Genomic DNA, 14,799 nt, shown 5'->3' on the forward strand with positions numbered 1-14,799 from the left:
CTTGCAGGCATGCGCCCTGTTTCGGGTGAAGACGTAACATGGAGGAACGACAGTGAAGTTTAAAGTGATGGCCCTGGCGGCATTCGTGGGATTAAGTACAGTGTCGGTGCAGGCAAATGAATTGCCGGATGGACCGCACATTGTCACCTCAGGCACGGCAAGCGTTGATGCGGCACCTGATATCGCAACGCTGGCAATCGAAGTGAACGTTGCGGCAAAAGATGCGGCATCGGCCAAGAAACAAGCTGATGATCGTGTTGCCCAGTATCTCTCTTTCCTTGAGCAGAACGGTGTCGCCAAAAAAGACATCAGCTCTGCGAACTTGCGTACTCAACCGGATTATGACTACCAGAATGGTAAAAGCATTCTGAAAGGCTACCGCGCGGTGCGTACGGTGGAAGTCACTTTGCGCCAGCTTGATAAACTGAACTCACTGCTGGACGGCGCACTGAAAGCGGGTCTGAATGAAATTCATTCCGTCTCGCTGGGTGTTGCGCAACCGGATGAGTATAAGGACAAAGCGCGCAAAGCGGCCATTGATGATGCGATTCATCAGGCAACGGCGTTGGCTTCCGGCTTTAACGCGAAACTGGGGCCGGTGTACAGCGTGCGCTACCACGTGTCTAACTATCAGCCGAGCCCAATGGTACGGATGATGAAAGCGGATGCCGCTCCTGCCGCGTCTGCGCAGGAAACTTACGAGCAGCCGACCATTCAGTTCGACGATCAGGTTGACGTTGTATTCCAGCTCGAACCGACTCAGGCAGCACCGCAGAAAGCGGCAGAACCTGAGAAGGCGCCAGAGCAGCAGAAACCAGCTCAGTAACAGAAAGCCATTCATAAAAAAGCCGGGGATCCCCCGGCTTTTCTGTTTAATCCTGGCGTAAAACCTTATGCCCATATTCCAGCAGCGCGTCCGTCACCCGGCGCATCATGCGGCTTTCCGGGGCGAAGCGGTGCCAATAAAGCATCCTGCGCTGGAACAGGCCAGGCGTCAGGTCAATCAGCTCGCCGCTGTCCAGTTCACGTTCAATTTGCAGATGCGGGATCATACAGCAGGTGGTGCCCTGGCGAGCTAACTGCACGAAGGCTTCCGACGAGTTAACGATGTGACACGGCACGCTACCCGGCGGTAAATCGAAGTGCTGTTGCAGGAAGGCCTGATGCATATCGTCCAGATGGTCAAACGCGACAACCGGGGCTTTGAGCAGCGCAGAACGCGTTACGCCGTTCGGGAAGTAACGTTGCGCAAACGACTTTGATGCCACGAACAGATAGTCCAGCGCACCCAGTTGATCGACCAGGCAGCTCGGCAGCGCTTGCGGCTGGATACTGACAGCACCGACGACTTCACCCCGGCGTAAACGTTCCTGCGTGCGGGTTTCATCTTCCACCTGAATGTTCAGGCGGATAGGGGAATCAGAAAGAACGGCCGAAAGGGCAGGCAACAGCCAGGTTGCCAGACTGTCGGCGTTCACCGCCAGTGATAACAGCAGTGGCGTGGAGCCGGTTTGTTCATCGCCGAGCCACTCTTCTTCCAGCAGTTCAACCTGACGCAACAGAGCCAGCAATTTCTGACCTTGTTCCGTAGGACGCGGGGGAACCGTACGCACCAGCAGCGGTTGGCCGAACATATTTTCCAGCTGTTTAATACGCTGGGAGACGGCGGACTGGGTAATACACAGCTTTTGTGCGGCGCGTTCAAACCCGCGTTCCCGAATGACCGCATCCAGTGCCTGTAGTGTTCTGTAGTCCGGACGTTTCATGTGTGCTGACTGGCTCCTTATTCTTCGTTACCTCGCACTATGACATAAATTTACGTTTGATACAGATCGAAATTGGCGACCTTCACAAGGGCGCTGCGCGGACATTTCTGGCATGAATGATCTATAATGCGCGGCATCCCATCACATCACAGGCAAAAACCATGACGCAGGATGAACTGAAAAAAGCAGTTGGCTGGGCAGCCCTTCAATACGTACAACCGGGCACGATCGTAGGGGTGGGCACCGGCTCCACCGCAGCGCATTTTATTGACGCGCTGGGCACGATGAAAGGCCAGATTGAAGGGGCAGTGTCCAGTTCGGATGCTTCAACCGAGAAGCTGAAAAGCCTTGGTATTCACGTTTTTGATCTCAATGAAGTGGATCGTCTGGGCATTTATGTCGACGGCGCGGATGAAATTAACGATCACATGCAGATGATCAAAGGCGGCGGCGCAGCGTTGACCCGTGAGAAGATCATCGCGTCCGTGGCTGACAAGTTTATCTGCATCGCCGATGCTTCCAAGCAGGTGGCTATTCTGGGCAAATTCCCGCTGCCGGTGGAAGTGATCCCGATGGCACGCAGCGCGGTGGCTCGTGAGCTGGTGAAACTGGGCGGTCGTCCTGAATACCGTCAGAATGTGGTGACGGACAACGGCAACGTGATCCTTGACGTGCATGGTCTGGAAATCCTCGACGCTGTGGCGCTTGAAAATGCCATTAATGGGATTCCTGGCGTGGTCACCGTAGGGCTGTTCGCCAACCGTGGCGCAGACGTGGCGCTGATTGGCACCGCTGATGGCGTGAAAATCCTCGTAAAATGATCTGACGGGGGCGCAGGCTGCCCCCGTAAAAAATTTCAGCCAGGTTAAATTTGGTGACTTGTGTCACATTTCAAGGCTTCATCTCATTTACACACTGTGTGTGGATTCTCATCCAGCATTTTATGCTAACAATGACCGCTGAATGACATTTCCTCAGGATGCTGACGCAAACGTTCATATTGCCGCAATAGATTTTTTTGATATGTTGGCTCGGGTGGACATTCGTTCACCACAACATCACGACAAGAAAGACAGGGCGGGGAAATGGCTAAGGTATCGCTGGAAAAAGACAAGATTAAGTTTCTGCTGGTCGAAGGTGTGCACCAAAAAGCACTCGATAGCCTTCGTGCGGCAGGCTACACCAACATTGAGTTTCATAAAGGCGCGCTCGACGCTGAGCAACTGAAAGAGTCGATCCGTGATGCCCATTTCATCGGCCTGCGCTCCCGTACTCATCTAACCGAAGACATCATCCAGGCGGCTGAGAAGCTGGTGGCGATTGGCTGCTTCTGTATCGGCACCAACCAGGTTGATCTGAACGCGGCGGCTAAACGCGGTGTGCCGGTCTTTAACGCGCCATTCTCCAATACCCGTTCTGTGGCTGAACTGGTGATTGGTGAGCTGCTGCTGCTGCTGCGTGGCATTCCTGAAGCGAATGCTAAAGCGCACCGCGGCATCTGGAATAAACTGGCGGCGGGCAGTTTTGAAGCGCGTGGTAAAAAGCTCGGGATTATCGGCTACGGGCATATCGGTACCCAACTCGGCATTCTGGCGGAATCGTTGGGCATGCACGTGTTCTTCTATGATATCGAAAGCAAACTGCCGCTGGGGAATGCGACCCAGGTTCAGCATTTGTCTGACTTGCTGAACATGAGCGATGTGGTGAGTCTGCACGTTCCGGAAAATGCGTCGACCAAAAACATGATGGGCGCAGAAGAGCTGGCACTGATGAAGCCGGGTTCTCTGCTGATCAACGCCGCTCGCGGTACTGTGGTGGATATCCCTGCGCTGTGCGATGCGCTGGCGCGTAAACATCTGGCGGGGGCAGCGATTGACGTTTTCCCAACAGAGCCGGCAACCAACAGCGATCCGTTCACTTCGCCGCTGTGCGAATTTGACAACGTTATCCTGACTCCGCACATCGGCGGCTCGACTCAGGAAGCACAGGAAAATATCGGTCTGGAAGTGGCAGGTAAACTGTCTAAGTACTCCGATAACGGTTCCACGCTGTCTGCGGTGAACTTCCCAGAAGTTTCTCTGCCCTTACACGGCGGCCGCCGTCTGCTGCACATTCACGAAAACCGTCCAGGCGTACTGACAGCCATCAACCAGATTTTCGCTGAGCAAGGCGTGAACATCGCCGCGCAGTATCTGCAAACGACGCCGCAAATGGGCTATGTGGTGATTGATATCGAAGCGGAAGAGGATGTGGCAGAGAAAGCGCTGCAAAGCATGAAGGCGATTCCGGGGACGATTCGCGCTCGTCTGCTTTACTGAACGGTTTTATTGCCCGGCGGCGCGTTGCTTGCCGGGCCTACGGATTTTGTAGGTCGGGTAAGGCGAAGCCGCCACCCGACAATCCATTCACCAGTTCCAGAGCCGGGACGGCGTCACCACCGCAGGCAGCGGGATATCCCACTTTTCCACCGGTAAGGCATCAACGTGCTGGCAATCATGCGCGTAGCCAACGGGATGCAGGCCATGTTGCTGCCAGTTTTGCAGGGTGCGATCGTAAAAACCCCCGCCCATTCCCAGACGTTGGCCCTGGCTGTCAAACGCAACCAGCGGCGTAATCAGCACATCCAGCTCGTCTAGGGGCAAAACATCCCGCACATCCAGTTTAGGTTCCTGAATCCTCAGGCGATTAATCACTAAGTCAGAATGTGGATGGTAATGCAGAAACAGCAAATTTCCGGGGCTGAACGGATGCAGAACCGGCAAATAGACTCGTTTGCCGCTACGCCAGAGCTGCTCGATTAAAGGTTGGGTATCCAGCTCGCCATCAAAAGAGAGAAACAAAGCCACGGTATGCGCCATCACAACGGGCGGATAGGCCATCATGCGTGAAGCGGCTTGTTGAGCGAAATGACGTTGTTGTTCAGCGGTAAGGGCACGACGTTGTTGCCGGACAGTCTGGCGAATGTGTTGTCTTGATGAAGTGACGACAGAATGTTGTGTCATGGCAGAAGAAGAAAGAAGGTAGGGAATCTCCGAGATGCCGCCGCAGGCTGTAACCCTTGAACCCTTGGTTCAAGGTGAATGCGTCGTCACAGTTTTAAGGCTTCTCGGACGGACCGAGCATGCTCACCAACCGTGGAGCGCCACATTCTTGTGGTATGAAATATCGGCTCAGGGGACTGGCCCGCTTGCGAACATCTCAGAGAAATTTGGTCTTCAGGGTCACTCTACCATAGTTAACCATGAAGTGTTATTCAAAGTTGGGCGCCGTTCTTTCGGTTATGCGACCCTGATCAAGCAGCGCTTGTTCGATGGTCTGTTGGAGCATCCGAATTCGGGTTTCCATACTGGCAGCGTAGTCACGGGTCTTCGTTCTTTCCTGGGTCAGCTCGTAGCTGATATTCAGGGCGGCGATAAACACCAACTGCTCAGTATTTGTGACTCTAGTGCGTTCTTTTAGATCTTGCAACCGCTGATTCAGATCGTCCGCGGCCTGATTAAGGGCATCCCTTTGTTCAGGCGGGCAATTCACTCGCAGTGAACGGCCAAAAATTTGGATATCGACGGGTTCTGCAGACATGCCACCTTCCTGCTGATTGACTGCGCTGCCTCCGCATCCCGCACACCGGGGCCTGCGAAGGGGCGACACTATAGCTACCCCAGTGTGAACATACAAGCCCTTTTCTGGTTCACCAGGGTCCAAAGTGGTAGCATAACATGAACTTCCTCCCAACGACGACGAATGCGCATGTCTATACAGAATGAAATGCCTGGTTACCACGACGTTAACCAGTTACTTAACCAGCAGGGAGTAGGCTTAACGCCTGCTGAGATGCACGGGCTGATTAGCGGCATGCTGTGTGGCGGCAACAAAGACAGCAGCTGGCTGCCGTTGGTGCATGACCTGACCAACGAAGGGATGGCGTTTGGCCATCAACTGGCAGAAGTGCTGCGTAAAATCCACGCGGTCACCAGCGATGCGCTGGAAGACGAAGGCTTTTTGTTCCAGCTCTACATGCCGGACGGTGACGAAGTCAGCGTCTTCGAGCGTGCTGATGCGCTGGCAGGCTGGGTGAACCACTTCCTGTTAGGCCTGGGCGTAACTCAGCCGAAACTGGATAAAGTGAAAGGTGAAACCGGCGAAGCCATTGACGATCTGCGTAACATTGCGCAACTCGGCTACGACGAAGATGAAGACCAGGAAGAGCTGGAGATGTCGCTTGAGGAGATCGTGGAGTACGTGCGCGTAGCCGCATTGCTGTGCCACGACACCTTCACGCATCCGCAGCCTACCGCGCCGGAAGTGCAGAAACCGACCTTACACTAAAAATAAGAATACTCTGGAGGGTGTCATGACACAGCAGGAATACCTTCAGCGTCGGCAGAAGCTGCTGGCGCAAATGCCATCCGGCAGCGCGGCACTGATCTTCGCCGCACCGGAAGCTATTCGCAGCGCGGATACGGAATACCCGTATCGCCAAAGCAGTGATTTTAGCTACTTCACCGGGTTTAACGAACCGGAAGCGCTGCTGGTGCTGATCAAAAGTGATGACACCCATAACCACAGCGTGCTGTTTAACCGCGTCCGTGATCTGACGGCTGAAATTTGGTTTGGCCGCCGTTTAGGCCAGGAAGCTGCGCCTGAAAAACTCGGTGTGGATCGCGCGCTGGCGTTCAGTGAAATCGACGAGCAGCTGTACCAGTTGCTGAACGGTCTGGATGCGGTGTATCACGCTCAGGGCGAGTATGCCTGGGCGGACGGTATAGTGTTCAACGCGCTGGATAAACTGCGTAAAGGCTTGCGTCAGAATCTGAAAGCTCCGTCTTCAGTCGTTGACTGGCGCCCGCTGGTTCACGAAATGCGCCTGTTCAAATCGGCGGAAGAAATCGACCTCATGCGTCGGGCAGGGGAAATCTCCGCGCTGGCGCATACGCGTGCGATGGAAAAATGTCGACCAGGCATGTTTGAGTACCAGCTTGAAGGTGAAATTCACCATGAGTTTACCCGCCACGGCGCGCGCTACCCTTCGTACAACACGATTGTTGGCGGCGGCGAAAACGCCTGCATTCTTCACTACACCGAAAATGAATTCGAACTGCGTGACGGCGATTTAGTCCTGATTGACGCTGGCTGTGAATATCAAGGCTATGCGGGCGATATCACGCGTACCTTCCCGGTCAACGGCAAATTCACCCCAGCCCAGCGTGAGATTTACGACATCGTGCTCGACTCTCTCGAAACGGCGCTCTCGCTCTATCGCCCTGGCACAACAATTCAGGATGTGACCAGTGAAGTCGTGCGCATTATGGTCACGGGGCTGGTGAAACTGGGCATTTTACAGGGCGATATCGATCAGCTCATCACTGACAACGCGCACCGTAAATTCTTCATGCACGGCCTGAGCCATTGGCTGGGAATGGATGTGCATGATGTTGGCTATTACGGTGCAGATCGCTCCCGCGTGCTGGAGCCGGGTATGGTGTTAACCGTGGAACCCGGCCTGTACATTGCGCCAGATGCCGACGTGCCAGAGCGCTATCGTGGTATCGGCATTCGCATCGAAGATGACATTGTGATCACCGCCAGCGGAAACGAGAACCTCACGGCAAGCGTGGTGAAACAGGCTGATGATATTGAAGCGCTGATGGCGGCGCAAAAAGCATGAGTGTCATCATCGTCGGCGGAGGAATGACGGGTGCAACGCTTGCGTTAGCCCTTTCTCATCTCAGTAAAGGGCAGTTGCCTGTCCATCTGGTCGAAGCGGTTTCGCCAGAGTCTCAGCAGCATCCGGGGTTCGATGCCCGCGCGATTGCGCTTGCGGCTGGAACTTGCCAGCAACTTGAGCGAGTTGGTATCTGGCAGGCCATTCGCGATTGCGCAACGGCCATTCGCACCGTGCACGTCAGCGATCGTGGTCATGCGGGTTTTGTTACGCTTGAGGCAGAAGATTATCACTTGCCCGCTCTGGGTCAGGTGGTGGAATTGCATGATGTCGGCCAGCGTCTCTTCTCCATGTTGCGCAAAGCCCCTGGCGTCACCTTGCACTGCCCGGCGCGAGTCGAGCTGTTTAGTCGAAGCCAGAGTCAGGTCGACGTCACGCTGGATAATGGCACGGTCCTGACAGGCCAGTTGCTGGTGGCGGCTGACGGTTCCCGTTCTGCCCTTGGCGAACAGTGTGGCATCGCCTGGCAGCAGCAGCCTTATGAGCAGCTGGCCGTCATTGCCAATGTCACTACCGCGCTGCCGCATGGCGGGCGAGCGTTCGAGCGTTTCACTCAGCACGGCCCGTTGGCGATGTTGCCGATGTCAGAGGGGCGTTGCTCGCTGGTGTGGTGCCATCCTCTGGATAATCGCGATGAGGTGCTCAGTTGGTCTGACGAACGTTTTTGTCATGAGCTTCAACAGGCCTTTGGCTGGCGTCTGGGGCGCATTACGCACAGCGGCAGCCGCAGCGCTTATCCGCTTTCTTTGACCACCGCGACGCGTGCCGTTTCGCACCGCTTAGCGTTGGTGGGCAATGCGGCGCAAACGCTGCATCCGATTGCCGGGCAGGGCTTCAACTTAGGGTTGCGTGATGTGATGTCGCTGGCGGAAATGCTGGCGCAGGCAGACGATGCAGGCGACTATGGCTTGCTTTGTCAGTACCAGAAGCGCCGTGAAACCGACAAAAATGCGACCATCGGCGTGACGGATGGCTTAGTGCATCTGTTCGCAAATCGCTGGGCACCGCTGGTCGCCGGGCGTAACGTTGGCCTGATGGCCATGGAATTATTCAGTCCGGCGCGTGACGTGCTGGCTCAACGTACCCTCGGCAGAGTAGCGAGATAAGGGGTTTTTCAGTGCAAAGTGTTGATATCGCTATCGTGGGTGGTGGAATGGTGGGGCTGGCCGTTGCGTGCGGTTTGCAGGGTAGCGGATTGCGTGTGGCGGTTATCGAACAGAACGAACCGCAGCCTGTCGCGCAAGATGCCGCGCCGCAGCTTCGTGTTTCAGCCATCAACGCCGCCAGCGAAAAATTACTCTCCCGCCTTGATGTCTGGGCCGATATTACCGGTACGCGCGCCAGCCGCTATCACGGCATGGAAGTGTGGGATCAGGACAGCTTCGGGCGTATCAGCTTCGATGACGAAAGCCTCGGTTTCAGCCATTTGGGCCATATCGTGGAGAACAGCGTGATTAATCATGCGCTGTGGCAAAAAGCGCAGCGCTGTGCGGATGTGACCCTGCTGGCAAATGCTGAACTGGCGCAAGTGGCCTGGGGGGAAAACGAAGCGTTTCTCAGCCTGAAAGATGGCAGCATGCTGACCGCCCGACTGGTGATTGGCGCCGATGGTGCCAATTCGTGGTTGCGCAATAAAGCGGATATTCCTCTTACCTCCTGGGATTATCGCCATCACGCGCTGGTGGCGACTATCCGCACCGCCGAGCCGCATCAGGCGATTGCGCGACAGGCATTTCACGGCGAAGGCATCCTGGCCTTTCTGCCCTTGAGCGATCCGCATCTGTGTTCCATCGTCTGGTCTTTATCGCCGCAGGACGCTGAAAAGATGCAGCATGCCGATCAAGCTGCGTTTAATCAGGCGCTCAGCGTGGCGTTCGATAATCGTCTTGGCCTTTGCCAGGTCGAGAGCGAACGTCTGGTGTTCCCGTTAACGGGACGATACGCGCGCCAGTTTGCCGCGCACCGTTTAGCGCTGGTAGGAGATGCCGCGCACACCATCCATCCTCTGGCGGGGCAGGGTGTGAACCTGGGCTTTATGGATGCGGCAGAACTGATTGAAGAGATTCGCCGCCTGCATGCGCAAGGGAAAGACTATGGTCAGCATTTCTATCTGCGTCGCTATGAGCGTAGCCGCAAGCACAGTGCTGCGTTGATGCTTGCCGGTATGCAGGGCTTCCGCGAATTGTTCGCTGGCGTCAACCCAGCGAAAAAGCTGCTGCGCGATATCGGCTTAAAACTTGCCGATACGCTCCCCGGTGTCAAACCGCAGCTCATTCGTCAGGCTATGGGCCTGAATGATCTTCCTCGCTGGCTGCGTTAAGCCGATCACACTTCTCAACCCGGCGGGCGCGTCGGGTTTGCTCTCCTCGTTTGAAATAATCTAATTTCACGCCCTTTTTCGCATTAGTTTTTTTAATCCAATAAAAAAATCCCTACGGAAAATCCGCCCGATTTCCCACATGAAATACCATCATGCGCTGAATATTTTGCCCTGATGTTAATTTTATGTGGCATTAATCGCAGTAAGCCAGTCGATCGTTCTGTAGGGTTTTTCCTGCATTTTGGTCATAAGCTAATGTGATGGATTGCTCTGCCTTATGGTTTACCACGGTCTTCGGTGGTAACGTCAGGCAAAAGAGAACGTTTGCGTCGATGCCCAGCAGGGGTGTCGACGCTGGGCTTTGTGCAGCGTTTTTGCTCACAAAGCACCTGGCTGGCCCCGCTGACTCAACGAGGACAAGATGGCTCAACAGACGCCTTTGTATGAACAACACACGCTGTGCGGTGCCCGCATGGTGGACTTCCATGGCTGGATGATGCCGCTGCACTACGGCTCACAAATTGATGAGCACCACGCCGTACGCACCAGCGCTGGTATGTTCGATGTCTCCCACATGACCATCGTCGATTTGCACGGCAGCCGTACTCGCGAATTCCTGCGTTACCTGCTCGCCAACGACGTGGCCAAATTGACCAAACCCGGCAAAGCACTGTATACCGGCATGCTCAATGCCTCCGCCGGGGTCATCGATGACCTGATCGTTTATTTCCTCACTGAAGACTATTTCCGTCTCGTGGTTAACTCCGCCACCCGTGAAAAAGACCTTGCCTGGATTACTCAGCACGCTGAGCCGTACGGCATTGACATCACCGTGCGAGACGACCTGGCGCTGATTGCCGTTCAGGGCCCGGATGCTCAAGCGAAAGCGGGCAGCCTGCTCAATGACGAACAACGCAAAGCCGTTGAAGGCATGAAGCCGTTTTTTGGCGTGCAGGCAGGCGATTTGTTTATCGCCACAACCGGCTATACCGGCGAAGCAGGCTATGAAATCGCGCTGCCCAATGAAAAAGCCGCTGATTTCTGGCACGCGCTGGTCGAGACCGGCGTGAAGCCTTGCGGTCTTGGGGCACGCGACACGCTGCGTCTGGAAGCGGGCATGAACCTGTACGGTCAGGAGATGGACGAAGGCGTTTCACCTCTGGCGGCCAACATGGGCTGGACCCTTGCGTGGGAACCGGCAGACCGAGATTTTATCGGGCGTGAAGCGCTGGAATCCCAGCGTCAGCATGGCACCGAACAGTTGGTTGGCCTGGTAATGACGGAAAAAGGCGTACTGCGCGGTGAGCTGCCAGTCCGCTTTAGCGATGCGCAGGGCAATCAGCACGAAGGCATCATCACCAGCGGCACTTTCTCGCCAACGCTTGGCTACAGCATTGCGCTGGCTCGCGTTCCGGCAGGTATCGGCGACACCGCGGTGGTGCAAATCCGCAACCGTGAAATGCCGGTCAAAGTGACCAAACCTGTTTTTGTACGCGCCGGCAAAGCCGTCGTGTAATCGATTATTTTTTCTGGAGAAATTTTAATGAGCAATGTACCGGCAGAACTGAAATACAGCAAAGAACACGAATGGCTGCGTAAAGAAGCAGACGGCTCTTACACCGTTGGGATCACCGAGCACGCGCAAGAGCTGCTGGGCGACATGGTGTTTGTTGACCTGCCCGATGTGGGCAAGACCGTAGAAGCAGGCGATGACTGCGCGGTGGCTGAATCCGTGAAAGCGGCCTCCGATATCTACGCGCCAATCAGCGGTGAAATCGTGGCCGTCAATGACGAGCTGAGCGACTCCCCAGAACTGGTCAACAGCGAGCCGTACGCGGCGGGTTGGATCTTCAAAATCAAAGCCAGCAATGAAGCTGAAGTGGCCGCGCTGCTGGATGCCACTGCATACGAAGCGCTGTTAGAAGACGAGTAATGTTGTGCCGGATGGCACTTCGTTTATCCGGCCTACGCCGCAAACGTAGGCCCGGTAAGCGTTAGCGCCACCGGGCAAGACCCTTTAAGACAATTGATTCACTGCACGTTTCAGGAACCCTCGCTCATGACACAGACGCTAAGTCAGCTTGAAAATCGCGGCGCTTTTATCGAACGCCATATTGGCCCGGATGCGGCACAGCAGCAGGAGATGCTGAACGCCGTGGGCGCCGAGTCGCTGGATGCACTGACTGGCCAGATTGTGCCACAGGACATTCAACTGGCAACGCCACCGCAGGTCGGCGAAGCGACGACTGAGTTCGCCGCGCTGGCTGAACTGAAAGCCATTGCCAGCCGCAACAAGCGCTTTAAGTCTTACATTGGCATGGGCTACACCGCCGTGCAGTTGCCGCCGGTTATCCTGCGCAACATGCTGGAAAACCCAGGCTGGTACACCGCTTACACGCCTTATCAGCCGGAAGTGTCACAGGGCCGTCTGGAAGCGCTGCTGAACTACCAAACCGTCACGCTGGATTTAACCGGGCTGGATATCGCATCGGCTTCCCTGCTCGATGAAGCCACCGCTGCGGCAGAAGCGATGGCGATGGCGAAGCGCGTCAGCAAACTGAAAAACGCTAACCGTTTCTTCGTGGCTGCGGATATTCACCCGCAAACGCTGGATGTGGTACGCACTCGTGCAGAAACCTTTGGCTTCGAAGTGATTGTCGACGACGCTGACAAAGCGCTCGATCATCAGGACGTATTCGGCGTGCTGCTGCAACAGGTTGGCACCACCGGTGAAGTTCACGATTACAGCAAACTGATTGCTGAGCTGAAAGAACGCAAAATCGTGGTGAGCGTTGCCGCTGACTTTATGGCGCTGGTGATGCTGACAGCACCGGGCAAGCAGGGCGCAGACATCGTCTTCGGTTCTGCACAACGCTTTGGTGTGCCAATGGGCTACGGCGGCCCACACGCAGCGTTCTTCGCGGCGAAAGATGAATTTAAACGCTCCATGCCCGGCCGTATTATCGGCGTGTCTAAAGATGCTGCCGGTAACACCGCGCTGCGCATGGCGATGCAGACTCGTGAGCAGCATATCCGCCGCGAGAAAGCGAACTCCAACATCTGTACTTCTCAGGTGCTGCTGGCAAATATCGCCAGCCTGTATGCGGTCTTCCACGGCCCGGTTGGCCTGAAGCGCATTGCTGGCCGTATCCACCGCCTGACCGATATTCTGGCAACCGGGCTGCAGCAAAAAGGCCTGAAGCTGCGTCATGAGCACTTCTTCGACACCCTGTGTGTGGAAGTGGCAGACAAAGCGGCCGTGCTGGCTCGCGCTGAAGCGGCAGAAATTAACCTGCGTAGCGACATCCTCAACGCGGTGGGCATCACGCTGGATGAAACCACCACACGCGAAGATGTATTGGCACTCTTCAGCGTCCTGCTGGGTGACAGCCACGGCCTGAACGTTGATGCGCTGGACAAAGACGTCGCGCACGACAGCCGTTCTGTTCCGCAGGCGATGCTGCGTGAAGACGAAATCCTGACTCACCCGGTATTCAACCGCTATCACAGCGAAACCGAGATGATGCGCTACATGCACGGGCTTGAGCGCAAAGACCTGGCGCTGAACCAGGCGATGATCCCGCTGGGTTCCTGCACCATGAAACTGAACGCCGCGGCAGAGATGATCCCAATCACCTGGCCGGAATTTGCTGAACTGCATCCGTTCTGCCCGGCTGATCAGGCGGAAGGGTATCATCAGATGATCAACCAGCTTTCTGATTGGCTGGTGAAACTGACCGGTTATGACGCACTGTGCATGCAGCCGAACTCCGGCGCGCAGGGCGAATACGCAGGCCTGCTGGCCATCCGTCATTATCATGAAAGCCGCAATGAAGGGCACCGTGATATCTGCCTGATCCCAAGCTCCGCGCACGGTACTAACCCGGCATCCGCACAGATGGCGGGCATGCAGGTTGTCGTGGTGGCCTGTGATAAACAAGGCAACATCGACCTGGCGGATCTGCGTGTGAAAGCAGAGCAGGCTGGCGCGAATCTCTCCTGCATCATGGTGACTTACCCGTCAACTCATGGCGTGTACGAAGAGACTATCCGCGAAGTGTGCGAGATTGTGCATCAGTTCGGCGGCCAGGTTTATCTCGACGGCGCAAACATGAACGCTCAGGTGGGCATCACTTCTCCGGGCTTCATCGGCGCGGACGTTTCGCACCTCAACCTGCATAAAACCTTCTGCATTCCACATGGCGGCGGCGGCCCGGGCATGGGCCCAATTGGTGTGAAAGCGCATCTGGCTCCGTTTGTGCCAGGCCACAGCGTGGTGCAGATTGAAGGCATGTTGACTCGTCAGGGCGCGGTTTCCGCAGCCCCGTTCGGTAGCGCATCCATTCTGCCCATCAGTTGGATGTACATCCGCATGATGGGGGCAGAAGGGCTGAAGAAAGCGAGCCAGGTGGCCATCCTCAACGCCAACTACATCGCGACCCGTTTGCAGGACGCTTATCCGGTGCTGTACACCGGCCGTGATGGTCGCGTGGCGCACGAGTGCATTCTCGATATTCGCCCACTGAAAGAAGAAACCGGCATCAGCGAGCTGGATATCGCCAAACGTCTTATCGACTACGGCTTCCACGCGCCGACCATGTCCTTCCCGGTAGCGGGCACGTTGATGGTTGAACCGACAGAGTCAGAAAGCAAAGTTGAACTCGATCGTTTCATCGACGCGATGCTGGCTATTCGCAACGAAATCACCCGAGTTAAACAGGGCGAGTGGACGCTGGAAGACAACCCGCTGGTTAATGCGCCGCACACTCAGAACGAGCTGGTCTCCGAGTGGCATCACGGTTATACCCGTGAAGTGGCAGTGTTCCCGGCTGGGATGGCGAACAAATACTGGCCGACGGTGAAACGTCTGGATGACGTTTACGGCGACCGTAACCTGTTCTGCTCCTGCGTGCCAATGAGCGAATATCAGTAATACTTAATCTTTGCAACGTAGGCCGGGTAAGCGTTAGCGCCACCCGGCTTTTTTTATT

General features: G+C 55.8%; 13 protein-coding genes and 1 other RNA gene. 10 read left to right on the forward strand and 4 right to left on the reverse strand.

Going from position 1 to position 14,799, the window contains the following annotated elements; translation table 11 throughout:
• The first annotated feature begins 52 nt into the window (after positions 1-52).
• Positions 53-826 (forward strand): oxidative stress defense protein, encoded by a 774-nt coding sequence (locus ACLW56_RS05295; protein WP_330982763.1) that lies wholly within the window; start codon positions 53-55, stop codon positions 824-826.
• Between the two features lie 46 nt (positions 827-872).
• On the opposite strand, the gene argP is transcribed toward ACLW56_RS05295, so the two are convergent.
• Positions 873-1,766: a DNA-binding transcriptional regulator ArgP gene (gene argP / locus ACLW56_RS05300; RefSeq protein WP_097162070.1), complete on the reverse strand. Its 894-nt coding sequence runs from the start codon at positions 1,764-1,766 to the stop codon at positions 873-875.
• 161 nt (positions 1,767-1,927) lie between these two features.
• Here argP and rpiA point away from each other — a divergent pair, with 161 nt between their 5' ends.
• Both rpiA and serA read left to right on the forward strand, forming a co-directional pair.
• A complete protein-coding gene (gene rpiA / locus ACLW56_RS05305) occupies positions 1,928-2,587 on the forward strand; it encodes a ribose-5-phosphate isomerase RpiA (protein WP_330982764.1) in 660 nt (219 codons plus the stop codon).
• Between the two features lie 264 nt (positions 2,588-2,851).
• Complete coding sequence (serA, locus tag ACLW56_RS05310) at positions 2,852-4,084, forward strand: phosphoglycerate dehydrogenase (protein WP_330982765.1); 1,233 nt, start codon at positions 2,852-2,854, stop codon at positions 4,082-4,084.
• A gap of 87 nt (positions 4,085-4,171) precedes the next feature.
• Here the strand turns inward: serA and ACLW56_RS05315 are convergent, their stop codons facing one another.
• From ACLW56_RS05315 to zapA, 3 genes are all read right to left on the reverse strand, one after another.
• Positions 4,172-4,768, reverse strand: a complete 597-nt coding sequence (locus ACLW56_RS05315; RefSeq protein WP_330982766.1) for a 5-formyltetrahydrofolate cyclo-ligase — start codon at positions 4,766-4,768, stop codon at positions 4,172-4,174.
• A gap of 22 nt (positions 4,769-4,790) precedes the next feature.
• A non-coding RNA gene (ssrS, locus tag ACLW56_RS05320) (6S RNA) lies at positions 4,791-4,974 on the reverse strand.
• A 41-nt stretch (positions 4,975-5,015) separates the two neighbouring features.
• Positions 5,016-5,345, reverse strand: a complete 330-nt coding sequence (zapA, locus tag ACLW56_RS05325) for a cell division protein ZapA (RefSeq protein WP_330982767.1) — start codon at positions 5,343-5,345, stop codon at positions 5,016-5,018.
• 168 nt (positions 5,346-5,513) lie between these two features.
• Between zapA and ACLW56_RS05330 the strand changes: the two genes are divergently transcribed.
• The 7 genes from ACLW56_RS05330 (at position 5,514) to gcvP (ending at position 14,741) form a co-directional block, all read left to right on the forward strand.
• A complete protein-coding gene (locus tag ACLW56_RS05330) occupies positions 5,514-6,092 on the forward strand; it encodes a YecA family protein (RefSeq protein WP_330982768.1) in 579 nt (192 codons plus the stop codon).
• A gap of 25 nt (positions 6,093-6,117) precedes the next feature.
• Entirely contained in the window at positions 6,118-7,431 is a 1,314-nt protein-coding gene (gene pepP / locus ACLW56_RS05335) for a Xaa-Pro aminopeptidase (protein WP_330982769.1), read from the forward strand.
• Positions 7,428-8,594 carry a 2-octaprenyl-6-methoxyphenyl hydroxylase gene (gene ubiH / locus ACLW56_RS05340; RefSeq protein WP_330982770.1) on the forward strand — a complete coding sequence of 389 codons (1,167 nt, stop codon included), beginning with the start codon at positions 7,428-7,430 and terminating at the stop codon, positions 8,592-8,594. The genes pepP and ubiH overlap by 4 nt, the downstream gene beginning before the upstream one ends.
• 11 nt (positions 8,595-8,605) lie before the next feature.
• Positions 8,606-9,808, forward strand: coding sequence for an FAD-dependent 2-octaprenylphenol hydroxylase (gene ubiI / locus ACLW56_RS05345; protein ID WP_330982771.1), 1,203 nt, complete (start codon positions 8,606-8,608; stop codon positions 9,806-9,808).
• A 421-nt stretch (positions 9,809-10,229) separates the two neighbouring features.
• Positions 10,230-11,324, forward strand: coding sequence for a glycine cleavage system aminomethyltransferase GcvT (gene gcvT, locus ACLW56_RS05350; protein WP_330982772.1), 1,095 nt, complete (start codon positions 10,230-10,232; stop codon positions 11,322-11,324).
• Between the two features lie 27 nt (positions 11,325-11,351).
• Positions 11,352-11,741 (forward strand): glycine cleavage system protein GcvH, encoded by a 390-nt coding sequence (gene gcvH, locus ACLW56_RS05355; protein WP_330982773.1) that lies wholly within the window; start codon positions 11,352-11,354, stop codon positions 11,739-11,741.
• Between the two features lie 126 nt (positions 11,742-11,867).
• Positions 11,868-14,741, forward strand: a complete 2,874-nt coding sequence (gcvP, locus tag ACLW56_RS05360; RefSeq protein ID WP_330982774.1) for an aminomethyl-transferring glycine dehydrogenase — start codon at positions 11,868-11,870, stop codon at positions 14,739-14,741.
• Positions 14,742-14,799 lie beyond the last annotated feature (58 nt).

Origin of the sequence: Pantoea sp. sgz302252 (assembly GCF_047713085.1) — a bacterium.
In the GTDB taxonomy this organism is placed as follows: Bacteria; Pseudomonadota; Gammaproteobacteria; order Enterobacterales; family Enterobacteriaceae; genus Scandinavium.

Bases quoted from the DNA above. Each gene is read 5' to 3' on its own strand.
- argP (WP_097162070.1), bottom strand. From the start codon at position 1,766: ATGAAACGTCCGGACTACAGAACACTACAGGCACTGGATGCGGTCATT.
- rpiA (WP_330982764.1), top strand. From the start codon at position 1,928: ATGACGCAGGATGAACTGAAAAAAGCAGTTGGCTGGGCAGCCCTTCAA.
- serA (WP_330982765.1), top strand. From the start codon at position 2,852: ATGGCTAAGGTATCGCTGGAAAAAGACAAGATTAAGTTTCTGCTGGTC.
- ACLW56_RS05315 (WP_330982766.1), bottom strand. From the start codon at position 4,768: ATGACACAACATTCTGTCGTCACTTCATCAAGACAACACATTCGCCAG.
- zapA (WP_330982767.1), bottom strand. From the start codon at position 5,345: ATGTCTGCAGAACCCGTCGATATCCAAATTTTTGGCCGTTCACTGCGA.
- ACLW56_RS05330 (WP_330982768.1), top strand. From the start codon at position 5,514: ATGTCTATACAGAATGAAATGCCTGGTTACCACGACGTTAACCAGTTA.
- pepP (WP_330982769.1), top strand. From the start codon at position 6,118: ATGACACAGCAGGAATACCTTCAGCGTCGGCAGAAGCTGCTGGCGCAA.
- ubiH (WP_330982770.1), top strand. From the start codon at position 7,428: ATGAGTGTCATCATCGTCGGCGGAGGAATGACGGGTGCAACGCTTGCG.
- gcvT (WP_330982772.1), top strand. From the start codon at position 10,230: ATGGCTCAACAGACGCCTTTGTATGAACAACACACGCTGTGCGGTGCC.
- gcvH (WP_330982773.1), top strand. From the start codon at position 11,352: ATGAGCAATGTACCGGCAGAACTGAAATACAGCAAAGAACACGAATGG.
- gcvP (WP_330982774.1), top strand. From the start codon at position 11,868: ATGACACAGACGCTAAGTCAGCTTGAAAATCGCGGCGCTTTTATCGAA.